We start from the raw sequence: 15,067 nt of genomic DNA, 5'->3' as shown, positions 1-15,067 counted from the left end.
GTGCCCGTCCTCAGCCCCGTCCGTCACACCCTCTCCAACGGTCTGCGGGTGGTCGTCTCCCCTGACCCCACCGTGCCGGTGGCCGCGGTCTGCCTCTGGTACACGGTGGGTTCGTGCGACGAGCCGCGCGGCCGGACCGGGCTTGCGCACCTGTTCGAGCACCTGATGTTCCAGGGGTCGACACAGGTGCCCGCGGGCGGGCACACCGCGGCGATCGAGGACGCCGGGGGCCACACCAACGCCGCCACCGGTTTCGAGCGGACCGCCTTCCACAGCGTCGTCCCGGTCGCCCAGCTCGAGCTCGTCCTGTGGCTGGAGGCCGACCGCATGGGGGGCCTGCTCGACGCGCTCACCGCCGAGAGCCTGACCACCCAGCGGGACGTGGTGCTGAACGAGCGCCGCGAGCGGTACGACAACGTGCCCTACGGGACCGGCTGGGAGCAGTTGGTCGCCATGTCCTTCCCGGCCGGGCACCCCTTCCGCGCGGTGCCGGCCGGCAGCCCTGAGGATCTGCGGGCGGTGACCCTCGACGACTGCCGCGCCTTCTTCAGCCGCCACTACACACCGGACGGAGCGGTCCTCTGCGTGGTCGGCGACGTCCGGCCCGAGACGGTCCTGGACCTGGCCGAGCGGCACTTCGGGCACATACCGCCGTCCGGCGCGGCGGCCGGCCCGGCGGCGCGCCCCGCCCCACCGATCACGCCCATGGAACCGGCCGAGCCGCGGCGGCACGTGGTGGAACCCGTGCCGGGGCCCGCGTTCATGGCCGCGTACCAGCTCCCCCCGTGCGGCGAACCCGGGCACGCGGCCGCCGACCTGGCCCTGACGCTGCTCGGCGGCATGAGCAGCCGCGGACTGCACGACCGGCTGGTGCGCCGCGGCCGGCTCGCCCACACGGCTCGGGCGTCGCTGATGCCGCTGCGCCGGGCGCCGTCCCTCGGCCAGCTCAATGTGCGGGCCCCGGCCGGGGTCGCGCTCGCCGACGTGGTGCGTGCGGTGGACGAGGAGATCGAGCATCTCGCCGGCGGCGGGGCCACCGAGGCCGCCCTGGCGGGGGCCCGGGCGCAGATCCGCAGGGACTGGTACGACCGGCTCGCCCACCCGGTCGGCCGCGCCGACGAACTGTGCGCGCAGGAAGCGTACTTCGGTGATGCCACCCGCTGCGACCGGCACCTGGCGAGCGCCCTGGAGGTCCAGGCGTCGGACGTCGCTGCGGCGGTCGGCGATCTGCTCGCCCCGGCGCGCCGCGCCGTCCTCACCTACGAGCCCGGGCCCGCGCGGAGCCCGGCCCGGCCGACCGTGTCCGCACAGGCCCACCCGGCCCCCTCCCCGACGTCGTAACCGATCGTGCCGCCCGCCGGTCCTTCGCGAAGGGTCCCCGCATGACTGCGCCCGTCTCCGCTTCCTCCCCCCACCCGGCCGCCGCGGTCCGGCGGGCCGCCCGGCCACGGCCGCAGCGGCCCGTGCCTGTCCCGGCCGAGCCGTGGCTCTTCCCCGCACTGCGCGAAGAGGTACTGGCCAACGGCGTGACCTTGCTGACCTGCGACCGTCCCGGTCAGGAGGTGCTGAGCGTCGAGATCGTCGTGGCCGCACCGCTCGCCCTCGAGCCCCGTGACGTGGAGGGTGTCCTCGGCATCACCACCAGTGCCCTCGTCGAAGGCGTACCAGGGCTGAGTTCGCTCGACTTCATCCGGGAGCTGGAGAACCACGGTGCGACCCTCGGAGTGGGCGCCGAGCACGCGGGGCTGCGCATCACCCTGGACGTTCCGGTCACTCGTCTGGCCCACGCCCTGACGCTGCTGGTCCGTGCCTTGCGTGAACCGCTGCTGCCCGCCGCCGCCGTGGAGCGGCTGGTCCGCGAGCGCGTCCATGCCCTGGTCCGTCATGAGGCGGACCCGGAGCGCCGGGCCGCGCTGGAACTGCACACCGCCGTTTTCGATTCCGCGGACCGGCGCAGCCGTCCCGCGCGCGGCACGCGGGAGACGGTCCGCAACATCGACCGGGACGCGGTCGTCGCCTGTCACCGGCGGTTCCTGCGTCCCGCCGTCACCACCGTGGTGGTCGCCGGCGATCTCTCGGGCAGCGGCATCGAGGCGGCGCTGCACCGGGTGCTGTCCTCGTGGGAAGGGGAGCCCGGCACGCTGCAAGCGCCGCCCCCGCCGCCCGTGCGGGACACGTCGGCGGTGATCGTGGTCGACCGGCCGGGGGCCGTGCAGACGCGGCTGGTCCTCGGCCGGGCCGCGACCGCGCGCACGGCGCCGGGCTGGGAAGCGCTGCTCATCGGGAACCACAGTCTCGGCGGCTCGGTCAACGCCCGCCTCGACCGGGAACTGCGGGAGGCCAAGGGCTACACCTACGGCTTCCACAGCCGCCTGCTCGCGGTGGTGCAGCATTCGCTCGCGGTGGTGACAGGTGCGGTGGAGACGTCGGTGACGGGCGACGCGCTCGGCGACGTCCGGCGCATCCTGCGAGACGTCGCCGAGCACGGGATCGGCGAGCGGGAGCGGTCGGCGGCGGTGGCGCAGATCGTGGACGCGGCGCCGCTGCGCTACCTCACGGCCTCCACCGTCGCGGACGAGATCGCCGTGCTGGTGCTCGACGGGCGCGCCCCGGCCACGCTGCCGGGCGCGTTCCGGCGGGCGGCGGCCGTCACCGTCGAGGAGGCGTCCACGGCGCTGCGCGAGGCGTTCGCACCGGACCGCCTGGTGACCGTGGCGGTCGGCGACGCCGCGCGGATCGCCGAGGCCGTCGGGGCCGTGACGGACTCGCCGGTCCTCGAGGTCTGAGCACCTCCGGCGGCGCGGGTGCTCCCGCCACCCCGACCGGTGCGGCCGGCACGCCCATGGCGCGGGCAGGACGGCGTGCGGCGGTCGCCCTGGGGAGCGGGCCGCCTGCACGGCGCGCCTGCCCGTGCCCGACGGGTTTGCCGCGCCCTACGCCCAGTCGCGAGCCGGTCGGCTCCGGACCGTTCGGTCGTGGCGAGCCAGGGCCGTTCGGGTCTCCGCCGAGCTGCTGCGGCGTGTGGCTGTCTCCGGCGCGCAGTCCGGGCCGGTGGTAGGCGCGCCGGTTCGCTCTAGACGGGTTCCGGCGTGGTGTTTTTGGCCTTGGCGGTCGGCCGTAGGTAGCTGGCCCAGCCGCCGGGCGGGGCCTGGCCGACCTCCAGGGCGCGCAGTTTGGCGAGGACGGCGGGGTCCTGGGCGTCGAGCCAGTCGACGAACTGGCGAAACGACACTAGGCGTACGTCCTTCTTTCCGGCGATGTGTCTCAGCGTTGCTTCGACGGCGTCCATGTAGATGCCGCCGTTCCATTCCTCGAAGTGGTTGCCGATGTACAGCGGCGCGCGGTTGGTCTCGTAGGCGCGTTGGAAACCGGCCAGGTAGGCCTGGGTGGCCTGCGTGCGCCAGGACGCATAGTTGTAGGAAGGCGCGCGGGTGGAGTTGTGCGACTGGTTGGCGAGGATGTTGTAGTCCATCGACAGGACCTCGAAGCTGTGGCCGGGGAACGGGATGCCCTGCAGCGGCAGGTCCCACACGCCGTGCTTCTTCGAGGGCCAGCGTTGGACGCCGCCCGGGGAGGAGGCGTCGTAGCGCCAGCCGAGCTCGCGGGCGACCGGCAGCAGGTTCTCCTGACCGAGCAGGCAGGGAGTGCGGCCGCCGATGAGCTCCTTGTCGTAGTCGAAGGGCAGCGGCGGGTGGGCGTGCCAACCGGTGTTGGTGCGCCAGGTCGTGACGAAGGTGCGGGCCTGTTCGATTTCGCTGCGCCACTGGGCGGGCGTCCAGTTGGCGACGGAACCGGAGCCGGAGCAGAAGTGGCCGTTGAAGTGCGTGCCGATCTCGTGGCCGTCCATCCAGGCCTGATGGACGTAGGTGAGCGTCTCCTTGAGGTGAGCGTTGGTCAGGTAGCCGATGTCCGATGCGCCCCGGGGATTGTTCGGCGGGTTGTAGAGCCGCTTTCGCTCTTCGGGAAGCAGGTACAGGCCCGAGAGGAAGAACGTCATGTGCGCGTCGTGCTGTCGTGCCAGCTCGAGGAAGCGCGGGAAGAGGCCGGTCCCGACCTCACCGGCACCGTCCCAGGAGAAGATCACGAATTGTGGTGGTTGCCGGCCCGCCTCGAGGGGCGCGGGTGCGGGGGGCTGATTGGGCTGCCGGCCGGTGTACGCGGTGGAGCCGTCTCCGATCAGCCGGGGCAGGGCCTGGGCGCCGCCTCCCGCGGCCTGGTCGGGGTGACGGCCGGGTGCTGCCGGGGTCCGCGTGTGATGTTCCTCGTGCCCGCATCCGGTGAGCGTCGCGGCGGCGGCGAGGCCGACGCCCAGGCCGAGGCGGGCTGCGTTTCTGCGGCTGAGGTCACTCATGGGCATCCCAACCCGCGCCCTGCACGGGCGCGTTGCGCGTTCCTTTTGGACGAGGGGAACTACCGCACCATAAGGCAGATAAAATGATTAACGACGCATTTCTGACGGCGTGCCATGTAATGGGCTGCCCAAGAGGGGGTGCGGTTCAGGCATCGCCGGCGGTACGGACAGCGGCAGGTGCCCTGAGTCAGGGACGCGGGCCGGCTGCCCCCGAGGGTGGTGCTGTGTCCGCCGTCGTAGCGGGAAGCCCCGATGCCCGCAGAATCGCCCGCATCACCTCGTCGTCGATCCGATGGCCCAGCCGCTCCAGGACGTCCGTCCCGCTGCGGAGCGTGCCGCGTGCCAGGGAGCGGCGTACGCTCGTGTCGAGTTCATGCCAGATCAAGGGGTTCGCGGCCAGGACGCGGGGGTCCAGTTGCACATGGTGGCCGTGCTCGTCCTCGAGGACGAGGTGGGACGAGACGCCGCCGTACTGACGTGCAGCCGTCAGCGCGTCGGTGTGGATCACACGTCGGCACCAGGGCGTGCGCACCGCGAGCCAGCCCGGGCCCGCGCTCACGCGGGGCGGCAGCAGGATGTGCAGCTCCACGGCCGCCAGGGCCACCCACAGCACGGCGCGCAACGGGGTGAGGCTCCCCGCGCCCCAGTCCCCCAGCAGGGTCAGGGCGCAGAACAGCAGGGCACAGGTCACTGCCAGACGGGCGCTGCCGCGCCAGTGGCGGTCAGTGGCAGAGGCCCTGGGACCGTTGTGCTGCATACCCTCGACGCTAGGCGTGCCCGGGGAACCCGGGACTGCTGCTGACGGCTTCCTGACGCCCGGTGGGGCGATCCTGACGCGGCCCTTACGCGGCCGTCGGCGTCAGCCGGTGTGCACGCGAGGGCGGTCCACTCGCAGTGCGGCAAGGGGCTGTATGGGCGTGCGGCGGGAGACCGGCGCGGTGGTCTGCCGGTTCCGCTTCCGCCTGGTGTGTGCGGGATCACCGGCGGTCGGGGGCCTGGGCAGCGGTGCGGGGCAGGGCCGTAAGAGACCCGTCAAAGCCGTACCGGTCGCCGTAAGAGAGCCGTCAACGGACGACCGATCCGGTCGGGGAGGCGGTTTCCTCTAGTCGTCCGTTTCCACCGAACCTCACTCCAGGAGTTCACGATGGCCGATCTGGCCTTCGTCGTCACCGTGCTCGCGGGTTTCGCGCTGGTGGCTCTCGTCGCCAGGGGGGTGACGAAGCTGTGACCGTCGAGAACATCGTCGGCCTGGTCGTCGCCGTCTCCCTGCTGGGTTATCTCGTCCTCGCCCTGATCTACCCGGAGAGGTTCTGAGAGCAGACATGGGTCCCGTTCCGGCCGGCGTGCTCCAGTTGCTCGCCCTCATGGGCGCGCTGGCGCTCGCCTGCGTTCCCCTCGGCTCCTACATGGCCCGGGTCTACTCCTCGACGCGGCATCTGCGCGTGGAGAAGTGGATCTACAAGGGCATCGGCGCCGACCCCGACACCGAGATGACCTGGCCCGCGTATCTGCGCGCGGTCCTCGCCTTCTCGGCCGCCGGCGTCCTCTTCCTCTACCTGCTCCAGCGCCTGCAGGGCGTCCTGCCCGGCTCGCTGGGCTTCGAGTCGGTCGGTCCGGCGCAGTCGTTCAACACGGCCGTGTCGTTCGTGACCAACACCAACTGGCAGTCGTACTACGGCGAACAGACCATGGGTCACGTCGTGCAGACCGCCGGTCTCGCCGTGCAGAACTTCGTCTCCGCGGCCGTCGGCATGGCCGTCGCGGTCGCCCTGGTCCGGGGTTTCGCGCGCTCGCGCACCGGTGCGCTGGGCAACTTCTGGTCCGACCTGGTGCGCGGCACCCTGCGGATCCTGGTGCCCATCGCGGCCGTCGCGGCGGTGATCCTGGTCGCCTGCGGCGTCATCCAGAACTTCTCCGGCATCCACGAGGTCGGCCAGTTCATGGGCGGCTCCCAGCAGTGGAACGGCGGCGCGGTCGCCTCGCAGGAGGCCATCAAGGAGCTGGGCACGAACGGCGGCGGCTACTTCAACGCCAACTCCGCCCATCCGTTCGAGAACCCCACCCCGTTCACGAACCTCTTCGAGATCTTCCTGATCCTCGTCATCCCGTTCTCCCTGACCCGCACCTTCGGCCTGATGGTCGGCTCGGTGAAGCAGGGCTACGCGATCCTCGCCACGATGGCCACCATCTGGCTCGGCTTCGTCGCCCTGATGATGTGGACCGAGTTCGCCCACCACGGCCCGGCGCTCCAGGCCGCGGGCGGCGCCATGGAGGGCAAGGAGGTCCGCTTCGGCGTCGGCGGCTCCTCGGTCTTCGCGGTCACGACGACCCTGACGTCGACCGGTGCGGTGGACTCCTTCCACTCCTCCTTCACCGGTCTGGGCGGCGGCATCACCATGCTCGGCATGATGCTGGGCGAGATCGCCCCCGGCGGTGTCGGCTCCGGCCTGTACGGCATGCTGATCATGGCGGTCATCGCGGTGTTCATCGCCGGCCTGATGGTCGGACGTACGCCCGAGTACCTGGGCAAGAAGATCGGCGCGCGGGAGATGAAGCTGGCCGCCGCCTACATCCTGATCACCCCGGCGCTGGTGCTGGTCTTCACGGCGGCCTCGATGGCGCTGCCGACCCCGCCGCACTCGATGCTCAACTCCGGCGCGCACGGTTTCTCCGAGGTCCTGTACGCCTTCACCTCCGCGTCGAACAACAACGGCTCGGCCTTCGCCGGCCTGAACGCCGACACCGACTGGTTCAACACCACGACCGGGCTCGCGATGCTGCTCGGCCGCTTCCTGCCGATGGTGTTCGTCCTCGCCCTGGCCGGCTCGCTCGCCGGGCAGCGGCCCGTCCCGGTCACCGCCGGCACCCTGCGCACCGAGAAGCCGCTGTTCACCGGCCTGCTGGTCGGCGCGATCCTCATCATCACCGGTCTCACCTACTTCCCGGCCCTGGCACTGGGCCCGCTCGCCGAAGGGCTGGCGTGATGACCACCCGCACCGAGAAGACACAGAAGTCAGAGGACTCCATGTCCACAGCCACTCCCACCCGGGCACCGCACAGCGGCGTCCCCACCGGTCACAGCCCCGCCGAGGGCCGTGTCGGAGCGGGCCTCTTCGACCCTGGGCAACTCCTCAGGTCCCTGCCGGACGCGTTCCGCAAGCTCGACCCGCGGGTGATGGTCAAGTCGCCGGTGATGTTCGTCGTCCTCGTCGGCTCGGTGTTGACGACGGTGTTCTCCTTGAAGGACCCGGGAGACTGGTTCGGCTGGACCATCAGCGCCTGGCTGTGGCTGACCGTGCTCTTCGCCAACCTGGCCGAGGCGGTCGCCGAGGGGCGCGGCAAGGCCCAGGCCGACACACTGCGCAAGGCCAAGACGGACACGGTCGCGCGGCGGCTCGGGAGCGACGGCTGCGAGGAGCAGGTGCCCGGCACGGACCTGAAGATCGGTGACCTGGTGGTCTGCGAGGCCGGGGACGTCATCCCCGGTGACGGCGACGTCGTCGAGGGCGTGGCGTCCGTGGACGAGTCCGCGATCACCGGCGAGTCGGCACCGGTCATCCGCGAGTCCGGCGGTGACCGCAGCGCCGTCACGGGCGGCACACAGGTGCTCTCCGACCGGATCGTCATCAAGATCACCACTGAGCCCGGCGAGACGTTCATCGACCGGATGATCAACCTGGTCGAGGGCGCGGCCCGGCAGAAGACGCCCAACGAGATCGCCCTGAACATCCTGCTGGCGTCCCTCACGATCGTGTTCCTGCTGGCCTGCGCCACGCTGCCGCCGTTCGCCGGCTACGCGGGCACGCACCTGACGATGGTCGTGCTGGTGGCCCTGCTGGTCTGCCTCATCCCGACCACCATCGGGGCGCTGCTCTCCGCGATCGGCATCGCCGGCATGGACCGCCTCGTGCAGCGCAACGTGCTGGCCATGTCGGGGCGGGCGGTCGAGGCCGCCGGCGATGTCTCCACGCTGCTGCTCGACAAGACCGGCACCATCACGCTCGGCAACCGTCAGGCCGCCGAGTTCGTGCCGGTGCGCGGCACCACCGAGGCCGAGGTGGCCGACGCGGCCCAGCTCTCCTCGCTGGCCGACGAGACGCCCGAAGGCCGCTCCATCGTGGTCCTGGCGAAGGAGCGGTACGGTCTGCGGGAGCGGCGCCAGGGCGAGTTGGCGCACGCCGAGTGGATCGAGTTCACCGCCCAGACCCGTATGTCGGGCGTCGATGTCGGCGGCCGCCGGATCCGCAAGGGCGCCACCGCCTCCGTCGTCGCCTGGGTGGAGCAGCGGGGTGGCGAAGTCGGCGAGGACGCCCAGGAGTTGACCGACCGCATATCCGAGGCGGGCGGCACCCCGCTGCTGGTGGCGGTGGACGACGAACGGGGCGCGCGCGTCCTGGGGGTCGTCCACCTCAAGGACGTCGTCAAGAACGGCATGCGGGAGCGGTTCGAGGATCTGCGCCGTATGGGCATCAGGACGGTCATGATCACGGGTGACAACCCGCTGACCGCCAAGGCGATCGCCGAGGAGGCCGGCGTCGACGACTTCCTCGCCGAGGCCACGCCCGAGGACAAGATGGCTTTGATCAAGCGGGAGCAGGCCGGCGGCAAACTCGTCGCGATGACCGGTGACGGCACCAACGACGCCCCCGCGCTCGCCCAGGCGGACGTCGGCGTCGCGATGAACACGGGCACGTCGGCCGCCAAGGAGGCCGGCAACATGGTCGACCTCGACTCCGACCCGACCAAGCTCATCGAGATCGTCGAGATCGGCAAACAGCTGCTGATCACCCGGGGCGCGCTCACCACGTTCTCCATCGCCAACGACGTGGCGAAGTACTTCGCGATCATCCCGGCGCTGTTCGCGGCCGTCTATCCCGGCCTGGACAAGCTGAACATCATGCGCCTGTCCTCGCCGGACTCCGCGATCCTCTCCGCGGTCGTCTTCAACGCGCTGATCATCATCGCGCTGGTGCCGCTGTCTCTGAAGGGCGTGCGCTACCGCCCGATGAGCGCGGACCGGATGCTGCGCCGCAACCTCGGCATCTACGGCCTCGGCGGACTCGTCGCCCCCTTCATCGGCATCAAACTCGTCGACCTGCTCATCTCTGCGATCCCCGGGATCGGATGAAGGACATGAACAACTCCTTGATGAACACGGCCCGGTTGCTCGGGGCGGCCCTGCGCGCCCTCCTCGTACTGACCCTGGTGACCGGAGTGATCTACCCGCTGGCCGTCACCGGTGTCGCCCAGGGCCTCTTCCACGACCAGGCCAACGGCTCCGAGATCACGGCGGACGGCAGGGTCGTCGGCTCCTCCCTGATCGGGCAGTCGTACAACCTGCCGCTGAAGAAGGGGCAGCAGACTCCCGACGCGGACCTGAAGTGGTTCCAGGGCCGCCCGGCCAACGGGCTCGGCACCAACAGCGTCAACACGCGGTACCGGCTGATCCTGTCCGGCGCCACCAACCTCTCCGCCGACAGCAAGGAGCTGATCCAGCAGGTGAAGGAAGCCAAGGCGGCCGTCGTGAAGGACAACTCGGTGCCCGGATACACGGTGCAGCCGTCGGACGTCCCCGCGGACGCGGTCACCTCCTCCGGATCCGGCCTGGACCCGGCCATCTCCCCGCAGTACGCCGCACTCCAGGTGCACCGGGTCGCCGTACGCAACGGCCTGCCCGTCGCCGCCGTGCGGAAGCTGGTCGAGGACCACACCCAGGGCCGCGCCCTCGGCTTCATCGGCGAGCCGCGGGTCGACGTCCTGGAACTGAACATCGCGCTCAAGGACCTCGTGGCCAGGCAGTGACGGCCTGCCTTCGGGGCGGACCATTCCCTGCGGCGGGGCGGGGGTGCTGCAGTCATGGACGAGAACGGGCACGGCGTCCTGACCCACCTCGGCATCGACACCGTCCAGCTGAACGGCGAGGGCTTCACCCTGCTGGTCCACAAGGGCGACAGGGTCAGGCGCGGCCAGCCCGTGATCAAGTGGGACCCGGCTGCCGTCGAAGCCGCCGGCAAGTCGCCCATCTCCCCGATCGTGGCCCTGGAAGCCTCACCGGAACAGTTGTCCGGCGTGGCCGAATCCGGCGAAGTCCCCGCCGGCGGCGAACTGTTCATCTGGAACTGAATCCGAGCACCTGGGCTTGCGCACAGGGACTTTCCGGCTTGCTGTAGTCTGTGGTGGCTGGTGGCCCCCCCTGGCGACCACCACAGAGTGCATCTTGCCGCTGCAGGTACCCAACCGGCGGACGCGCGCACCAGTGGCCGCCGGCGCAGGACGCAGGTCAGGTGCCGCAGTTGCAGCCGGCGGTGGCCTCGGTCTCGGCCGGCGTCCGGCCCTGGTCGGCGGTCTGCTCGTCAGGGGTGCAGCATGCGGTGGTGCCGCAGCATGCGTCCGGGGCGGCGCCGGCCTTCCCCAGCGTGCCGGCGTCGGCCCTGACGACGTACACCTCCCAGGGCTCCTTGCCGGGGCCGGTCACCCACACCTTGTCCTGCACGGCGTAGCAGCAGGAGGTGTCGTTCTCCTCGAAGGTCGCCAGGCCCGCGTCCTTGAGCCGGGTGGTGGCCGCGGTGACCTCCTCGGTGGAGGCGACCTCGACGCCGAGGTGATCCAGGCGGGTGTCCTCGCCGGCCTCGCCCTCGACGAGGACGAGCTTCAGCGGGGGCTCGGTGAGGGCGAAGTTGGCGTAGCCGGCGCGGTGCTTGGCGGGCTCGGTGCCGAACAGCTTGGCGTAGAAGGCGATCGAGGCGTCGAGGTCGGCGACGCGCAGAGCGAGCTGAACACGGGACATGGCGGTCTCCCATCGAACGGCTTGTTTCGATGCTTGTCGATACAGGCCACCTTGCCGCTGGGATCGACGGATGTCAATATTGAGGAATGTCGAAACAAGAGGGTCTGGCGGTGCTCGGACAGGACGACGCGACGACGTGCTGCGCGCCGATGGTCCGCGAGCCGCTCGGCGAGGAGGCCGCGGCCGAACTGTCGCGGATGTTCAAGGCGCTGTCGGACCCGATCCGGCTGCGACTGCTGTCGCTGATCGCCTCCCACGAGGGCGGCGAGGCGTGCGTGTGTGACCTCATCGGCCCCTTCGACGTCTCCCAGCCGACCATCTCCCACCACCTGAAGGTGCTGCGCGAGGCCGGGCTGGTCGGCTCCGAGCGGCGCGGAACGTGGGTGTACTACTGGGTGCTCCCCGAGGCCCTGGCCAAGCTGTCCGCGCTGCTCCAGGTCCCCGCCGTACCCAACAGGGCCTCAGCGTGAGCGCGCCGGTCCGCGACAGGATCGAGCAGCCCATCCGCGGCATGCTCACCCCACTCGACATGGAGCCCGCACAGTGAACGCCGACAACACCGGCGTGCGCATCGCGCCCATGCGGGCCGAGCACGCCGAACAGGTCCTGGAGATCTACCGGTCGGGGATCGACGAGGGCAACGCCACCTTCGAGACCACCGCCCCGACCTGGGAGGCGTTCGACGCCGCCAAGCTGCCCGCCCACCGCCTGGTCGCGTTGGACGAGCAGGGCCGGGTGCTGGGCTGGGCCGCCGTGGCCCCGGTCTCCGACCGCTGCGCCTACGCCGGCGTCGTCGAGCACTCCCTCTACGTCTACCCCGACGCCCGGGGCCGAGGCGTCGGCCTGACCCTGCTGACCGCCCTGCTCGACTCCACCGACGCAGCCGGCATCTGGACGGTGCAGTCCGGCATCTTCCCCGAGAACACCGCCAGCCTCGCCCTGCACCAACGCGCCGGCTTCCGCGTCATCGGCACCCGCGAACGCATCGGCCGCCACCACGGCAGGTGGCGCGACGTCGTCCTCGTCGAGCGTCGCAGCCCCACCAACTGAGCGCGGTGACCACCGAGATCGCAGTGACCGTGGATCCGCCGGACGACGAGGGAGGCCGGCGCGTGCGATCAGGCGGCACGATTGCCGACTCCCTTACGGAGAAGGCGTTTTCCAAACCGTCGGTGCTCGACGACATGGCGGACGGCGACGGCCCGGTCGTTGTCCCGGCAGCGCTACCCCCGGCCCCGCGGTCGAGCGGGCCCGGGCGCACGGCTCGGCCCGTTCAGGGCGTACGGCGTACCGCGACCACCCCGGTGAGCGTGCCCTGCCAGAACGTGCCGTCGGCTGTCGTCGTGCCGGTCATCTGCAGCGGGTTGTAGAGCAGGCCGGCGCCCAGATACCGGCTGCGGAGGGTCTCGCCCGTGCCGGAGTCGAGCACGGCGTAGTGGTAGGCGGCGAAGGTGTTCATGCCGGCCGCGCTGCCGGTCGGGCCGCTGACCGTGACCGTGTAGATCCGCCCGTCGGCCACCGACAGGCGGGGCAGGGCCGCGCTCTTGGTGCCGCTGCGCCACACGATCCGGCAGCCCTCGCCGTCCGCGTCGACGTCGACGCGGGTCAGACCGCCGGCGAAGGGCGCGGAGGAGGGCTGGGAGGCTCCGGCGTCGTCCGGGAGCGCCGGGTACGGGTAGCCGTAGGTGGAGGTGACGAAGACACTCCGGCCGGTGGCGATCACGGCGTCCTCGGTGCCGTCGACGACGGGCACGGTGCACACCTCGGAGCCGTCGCGCCGGCGGACGACGAGGTTCTCCTCGTCGTCGGCGTTGTCCGTGATCGCGAGGTAGTCGGTGCCGTCCCGGGGCCCGAAGTAGACCGGTGTCGAGCCCGTCCCCCAGGACAGTTGCCCCGGCTTGCGCGCGGTGCCCCGGTCGTAGGCGCGGCGCCACTGTATGTGGGGCACGCCGTCCGGCCCGGCGTGCAGCGCGTACAGGGCGTGGCTGGTGGTGACCGCCGTCTGGCCGGGGACCGTGGACAGGGAGTTGGCGACCGTCTCGCCGGACGGCAGGGCGAGGGTGTGCACGCTCGCGTCCGGGGAGAGGACCCCCACCGTGCCGCCGGGGGTGGCGAACCAGATGTTCCCGTGCCAGTCCGGGGACAGGCCAACGACGCCTCCCCGGGCGGCCGCACCGAGCGGGACCGTGGAGTCGACGCGCAGTTCCCAGGTGCCGCCGGGCGAGCGGCGGTGCGCGATGCGGAGCAGGTTGCCGTCGGGGTCCACGGTGACGAGCCGGTTCTCGTGGTCGAGGTAGGCGTAGACACCGCCGAAGAGGCTGCCCTGGGGGAGGTCGAGCGTGGCCAGCCGGTCGCCGTCGGCGGGATCGAGGAGGTAGACCACCGGGTTGCGGCCGAAGATGCGGGTGCACAGGGCCACGAGGAGACCGTCGGATCCGGCCGTGACGGTCGGGCAGGCGGACTGCAGGGCGGTGCGGCCCGAGGTGACCGGTGCGGTGCCCGTTCCCGCGTAGGGCGTGGTGTCGGAGTTGGCCGTGTCGCCGTGCATGGTGGCGGTGCCGGTGACGGCGGTGTACGGGTTCGCCGGCGGCAGCGGCCCGTAGTCGCCCGCGCGGGCGGGGCTCACGGTCACGGCCGAGGCGAGTGCCGTCAGCACCAGGGCGGCGACGGTGGTCCGGCTACGCATGGCAACGCCTTCCGAGGAAAACGGTCGGGGAACACCGTGAACCTAGTGATCAGGCATTGCAGTGGAGTTGCGGCAACATGTCAGCCGCCGGGGTGCCCCTCGCACCTGCACCGAAAGGTGCGCAGACGGCCCCGCCGGGATCGCCTGCCAGGGCCGTGCGCGCCCTGTTCCGCACCGCCGAACGCATGGAACGCCGACGCCCCGGGCACCCGCCTACACCAGATCAGCCGTGCCCCGAGAACCAGGAGACTCGATGATCCGCAAGGCCGTGACCTGCGACCGTGAAGGGTGCCTCGCCCTGTACCTGGAGTCCGAGGAACCGGAGAACGCTCCCTTCGAGGACGTGATCCTGGAAGCAGGGTGGGTCCAGCGGCCCGCGGCCGTGGTCCTGCCGGGCTTCCCGGCCGCGCCCGACGCCCTCGCCCACCTCTGCCCCGCCTGCGCGGGCGAACACGGCCCCGTCGTCGAGCGTGGTGAGTGCCCCGCATGCGGCGGTGCGACCGAAGACCAGGAGGCCGGGTCCACCTGCCGCTACTGCCGGAAGGTCGTCCCCCACCTGGCCGACGAATGGTGCTGAGCCGCGAACACCATGAACCAGTGACTTGGCGGGTCGCCCGTTGCTGCGGTCGCCCCGGCGCGCGGCACGCATGCGGTGCGGCCGCGGCCTGCCACGGGCCGGCGACCACCGCAGGGCCTGGCGTCCGGCCCGCTCCCGACGAGGAAGGGCCGTCTTGACCTCCCCAGGTGGACGGCCCGTCCCCGTCTGCATCGAGGTCCTACCCCGGTGATCCGTCGGCACGCCTGCCCTGCCGCATGCGCGCCGTCGCCGCGAGTGCGGCCCCGCAAAGTGGCGGCGTCCGTGACTGCCGTACACATCAGGACCGGAGCGCCCAACGGGCTGCCGCAGGGACGGGGCCCGTACGGCCGGAGTACTGAAGGCCGTGTTCGGCCTGTACACGAGCGAGGAAATCGGCGGCCGGGTAGCGGGCCTCGGCGATGACTGTGCCGTCCGCGCGCTTACCCGCGCCCCGGCCAATGACACCGGGCAGGCTTTCGCCTCGGCGGGTGGCCGTCGACCTGGTCGATCCGTAGGCTCAGGCATCCAGCTGTTGCCGCCCCCTCGCCACAACCCGCCCGACCGACCCTGCGCCCAGCCACGTGGCCTACACCGGCGACCAGCTGGGCACTCGGCAGACGTGGCGGAAGTTCGTCCAGCTTGCCTCTCGTCTCTCCGGGTACAGCC

General features: G+C 71.4%; 13 protein-coding genes and 1 pseudogene. 10 read left to right on the top strand and 4 right to left on the bottom strand.

The genetic code is table 11. The annotated features are described in order from the left end of the window. The gene (locus tag ACZ64A_RS27665; protein WP_469814090.1) at positions 1-1,341 is read left to right on the top strand and encodes a M16 family metallopeptidase; all 1,341 of its coding nucleotides are present in this window, start codon (positions 1-3) and stop codon (positions 1,339-1,341) included. 41 nt (positions 1,342-1,382) lie between these two features. Further along, entirely contained in the window at positions 1,383-2,786 is a 1,404-nt protein-coding gene (locus ACZ64A_RS27660) for a M16 family metallopeptidase (protein WP_469814088.1), read from the top strand. 287 nt (positions 2,787-3,073) lie between these two features. Here ACZ64A_RS27660 and ACZ64A_RS27655 read toward each other — a convergent pair whose 3' ends face one another. Then, positions 3,074-4,351 (bottom strand): polysaccharide deacetylase family protein, encoded by a 1,278-nt coding sequence (locus ACZ64A_RS27655; RefSeq protein ID WP_469814087.1) that lies wholly within the window; start codon positions 4,349-4,351, stop codon positions 3,074-3,076. A 187-nt stretch (positions 4,352-4,538) separates the two neighbouring features. Beyond that, the gene (locus ACZ64A_RS27650) at positions 4,539-5,108 is read right to left on the bottom strand and encodes a hypothetical protein (protein WP_469814085.1); all 570 of its coding nucleotides are present in this window, start codon (positions 5,106-5,108) and stop codon (positions 4,539-4,541) included. Positions 5,109-5,575: 467 nt separating this feature from the next. Between ACZ64A_RS27650 and kdpF the strand changes: the two genes are divergently transcribed. From kdpF to ACZ64A_RS27625, 5 genes and pseudogenes are all read left to right on the top strand, one after another. Next, positions 5,576-5,665, top strand: a complete 90-nt coding sequence (kdpF, locus tag ACZ64A_RS27645; protein ID WP_469814083.1) for a K(+)-transporting ATPase subunit F — start codon at positions 5,576-5,578, stop codon at positions 5,663-5,665. A gap of 8 nt (positions 5,666-5,673) precedes the next feature. Further along, the gene (gene kdpA, locus ACZ64A_RS27640) at positions 5,674-7,335 is read left to right on the top strand and encodes a potassium-transporting ATPase subunit KdpA (protein ID WP_469814081.1); all 1,662 of its coding nucleotides are present in this window, start codon (positions 5,674-5,676) and stop codon (positions 7,333-7,335) included. A gap of 41 nt (positions 7,336-7,376) precedes the next feature. Continuing rightward, complete coding sequence (gene kdpB / locus ACZ64A_RS27635; RefSeq protein ID WP_469814080.1) at positions 7,377-9,479, top strand: potassium-transporting ATPase subunit KdpB; 2,103 nt, start codon at positions 7,377-7,379, stop codon at positions 9,477-9,479. Positions 9,480-9,484: 5 nt separating this feature from the next. Beyond that, the gene (locus tag ACZ64A_RS27630; protein ID WP_469814078.1) at positions 9,485-10,153 is read left to right on the top strand and encodes a potassium-transporting ATPase subunit C; all 669 of its coding nucleotides are present in this window, start codon (positions 9,485-9,487) and stop codon (positions 10,151-10,153) included. A 51-nt stretch (positions 10,154-10,204) separates the two neighbouring features. Continuing rightward, positions 10,205-10,474 (top strand): annotated as a pseudogene (locus ACZ64A_RS27625) (PTS sugar transporter subunit IIA); the annotation flags it as partial. Between the two features lie 157 nt (positions 10,475-10,631). Here the strand turns inward: ACZ64A_RS27625 and ACZ64A_RS27620 are convergent. Further along, entirely contained in the window at positions 10,632-11,138 is a 507-nt protein-coding gene (locus ACZ64A_RS27620; RefSeq protein ID WP_469814076.1) for an ArsI/CadI family heavy metal resistance metalloenzyme, read from the bottom strand. 86 nt (positions 11,139-11,224) lie between these two features. Between ACZ64A_RS27620 and ACZ64A_RS27615 the strand changes: the two genes are divergently transcribed. Beyond that, positions 11,225-11,608 (top strand): ArsR/SmtB family transcription factor, encoded by a 384-nt coding sequence (locus ACZ64A_RS27615; RefSeq protein ID WP_469814074.1) that lies wholly within the window; start codon positions 11,225-11,227, stop codon positions 11,606-11,608. 109 nt (positions 11,609-11,717) lie between these two features. After that, the gene (locus ACZ64A_RS27610; RefSeq protein ID WP_469814313.1) at positions 11,718-12,188 is read left to right on the top strand and encodes a GNAT family N-acetyltransferase; all 471 of its coding nucleotides are present in this window, start codon (positions 11,718-11,720) and stop codon (positions 12,186-12,188) included. Positions 12,189-12,411: 223 nt separating this feature from the next. On the opposite strand, the gene ACZ64A_RS27605 is transcribed toward ACZ64A_RS27610, so the two are convergent. After that, a complete protein-coding gene (locus ACZ64A_RS27605; RefSeq protein WP_469814072.1) occupies positions 12,412-13,824 on the bottom strand; it encodes a hypothetical protein in 1,413 nt (470 codons plus the stop codon). A gap of 253 nt (positions 13,825-14,077) precedes the next feature. Here ACZ64A_RS27605 and ACZ64A_RS27600 point away from each other — a divergent pair, with 253 nt between their 5' ends. Then, complete coding sequence (locus ACZ64A_RS27600) at positions 14,078-14,401, top strand: hypothetical protein (protein WP_469814070.1); 324 nt, start codon at positions 14,078-14,080, stop codon at positions 14,399-14,401. Positions 14,402-15,067: the final 666 nt, after the last annotated feature.

The sequence above is a fragment of the Streptomyces sp. NPDC104814 genome (assembly GCF_055583185.1).
The sequence above is the reverse complement of the archived record's forward strand: the minus strand, read 5'-3'. Positions and strand labels throughout refer to the sequence as shown.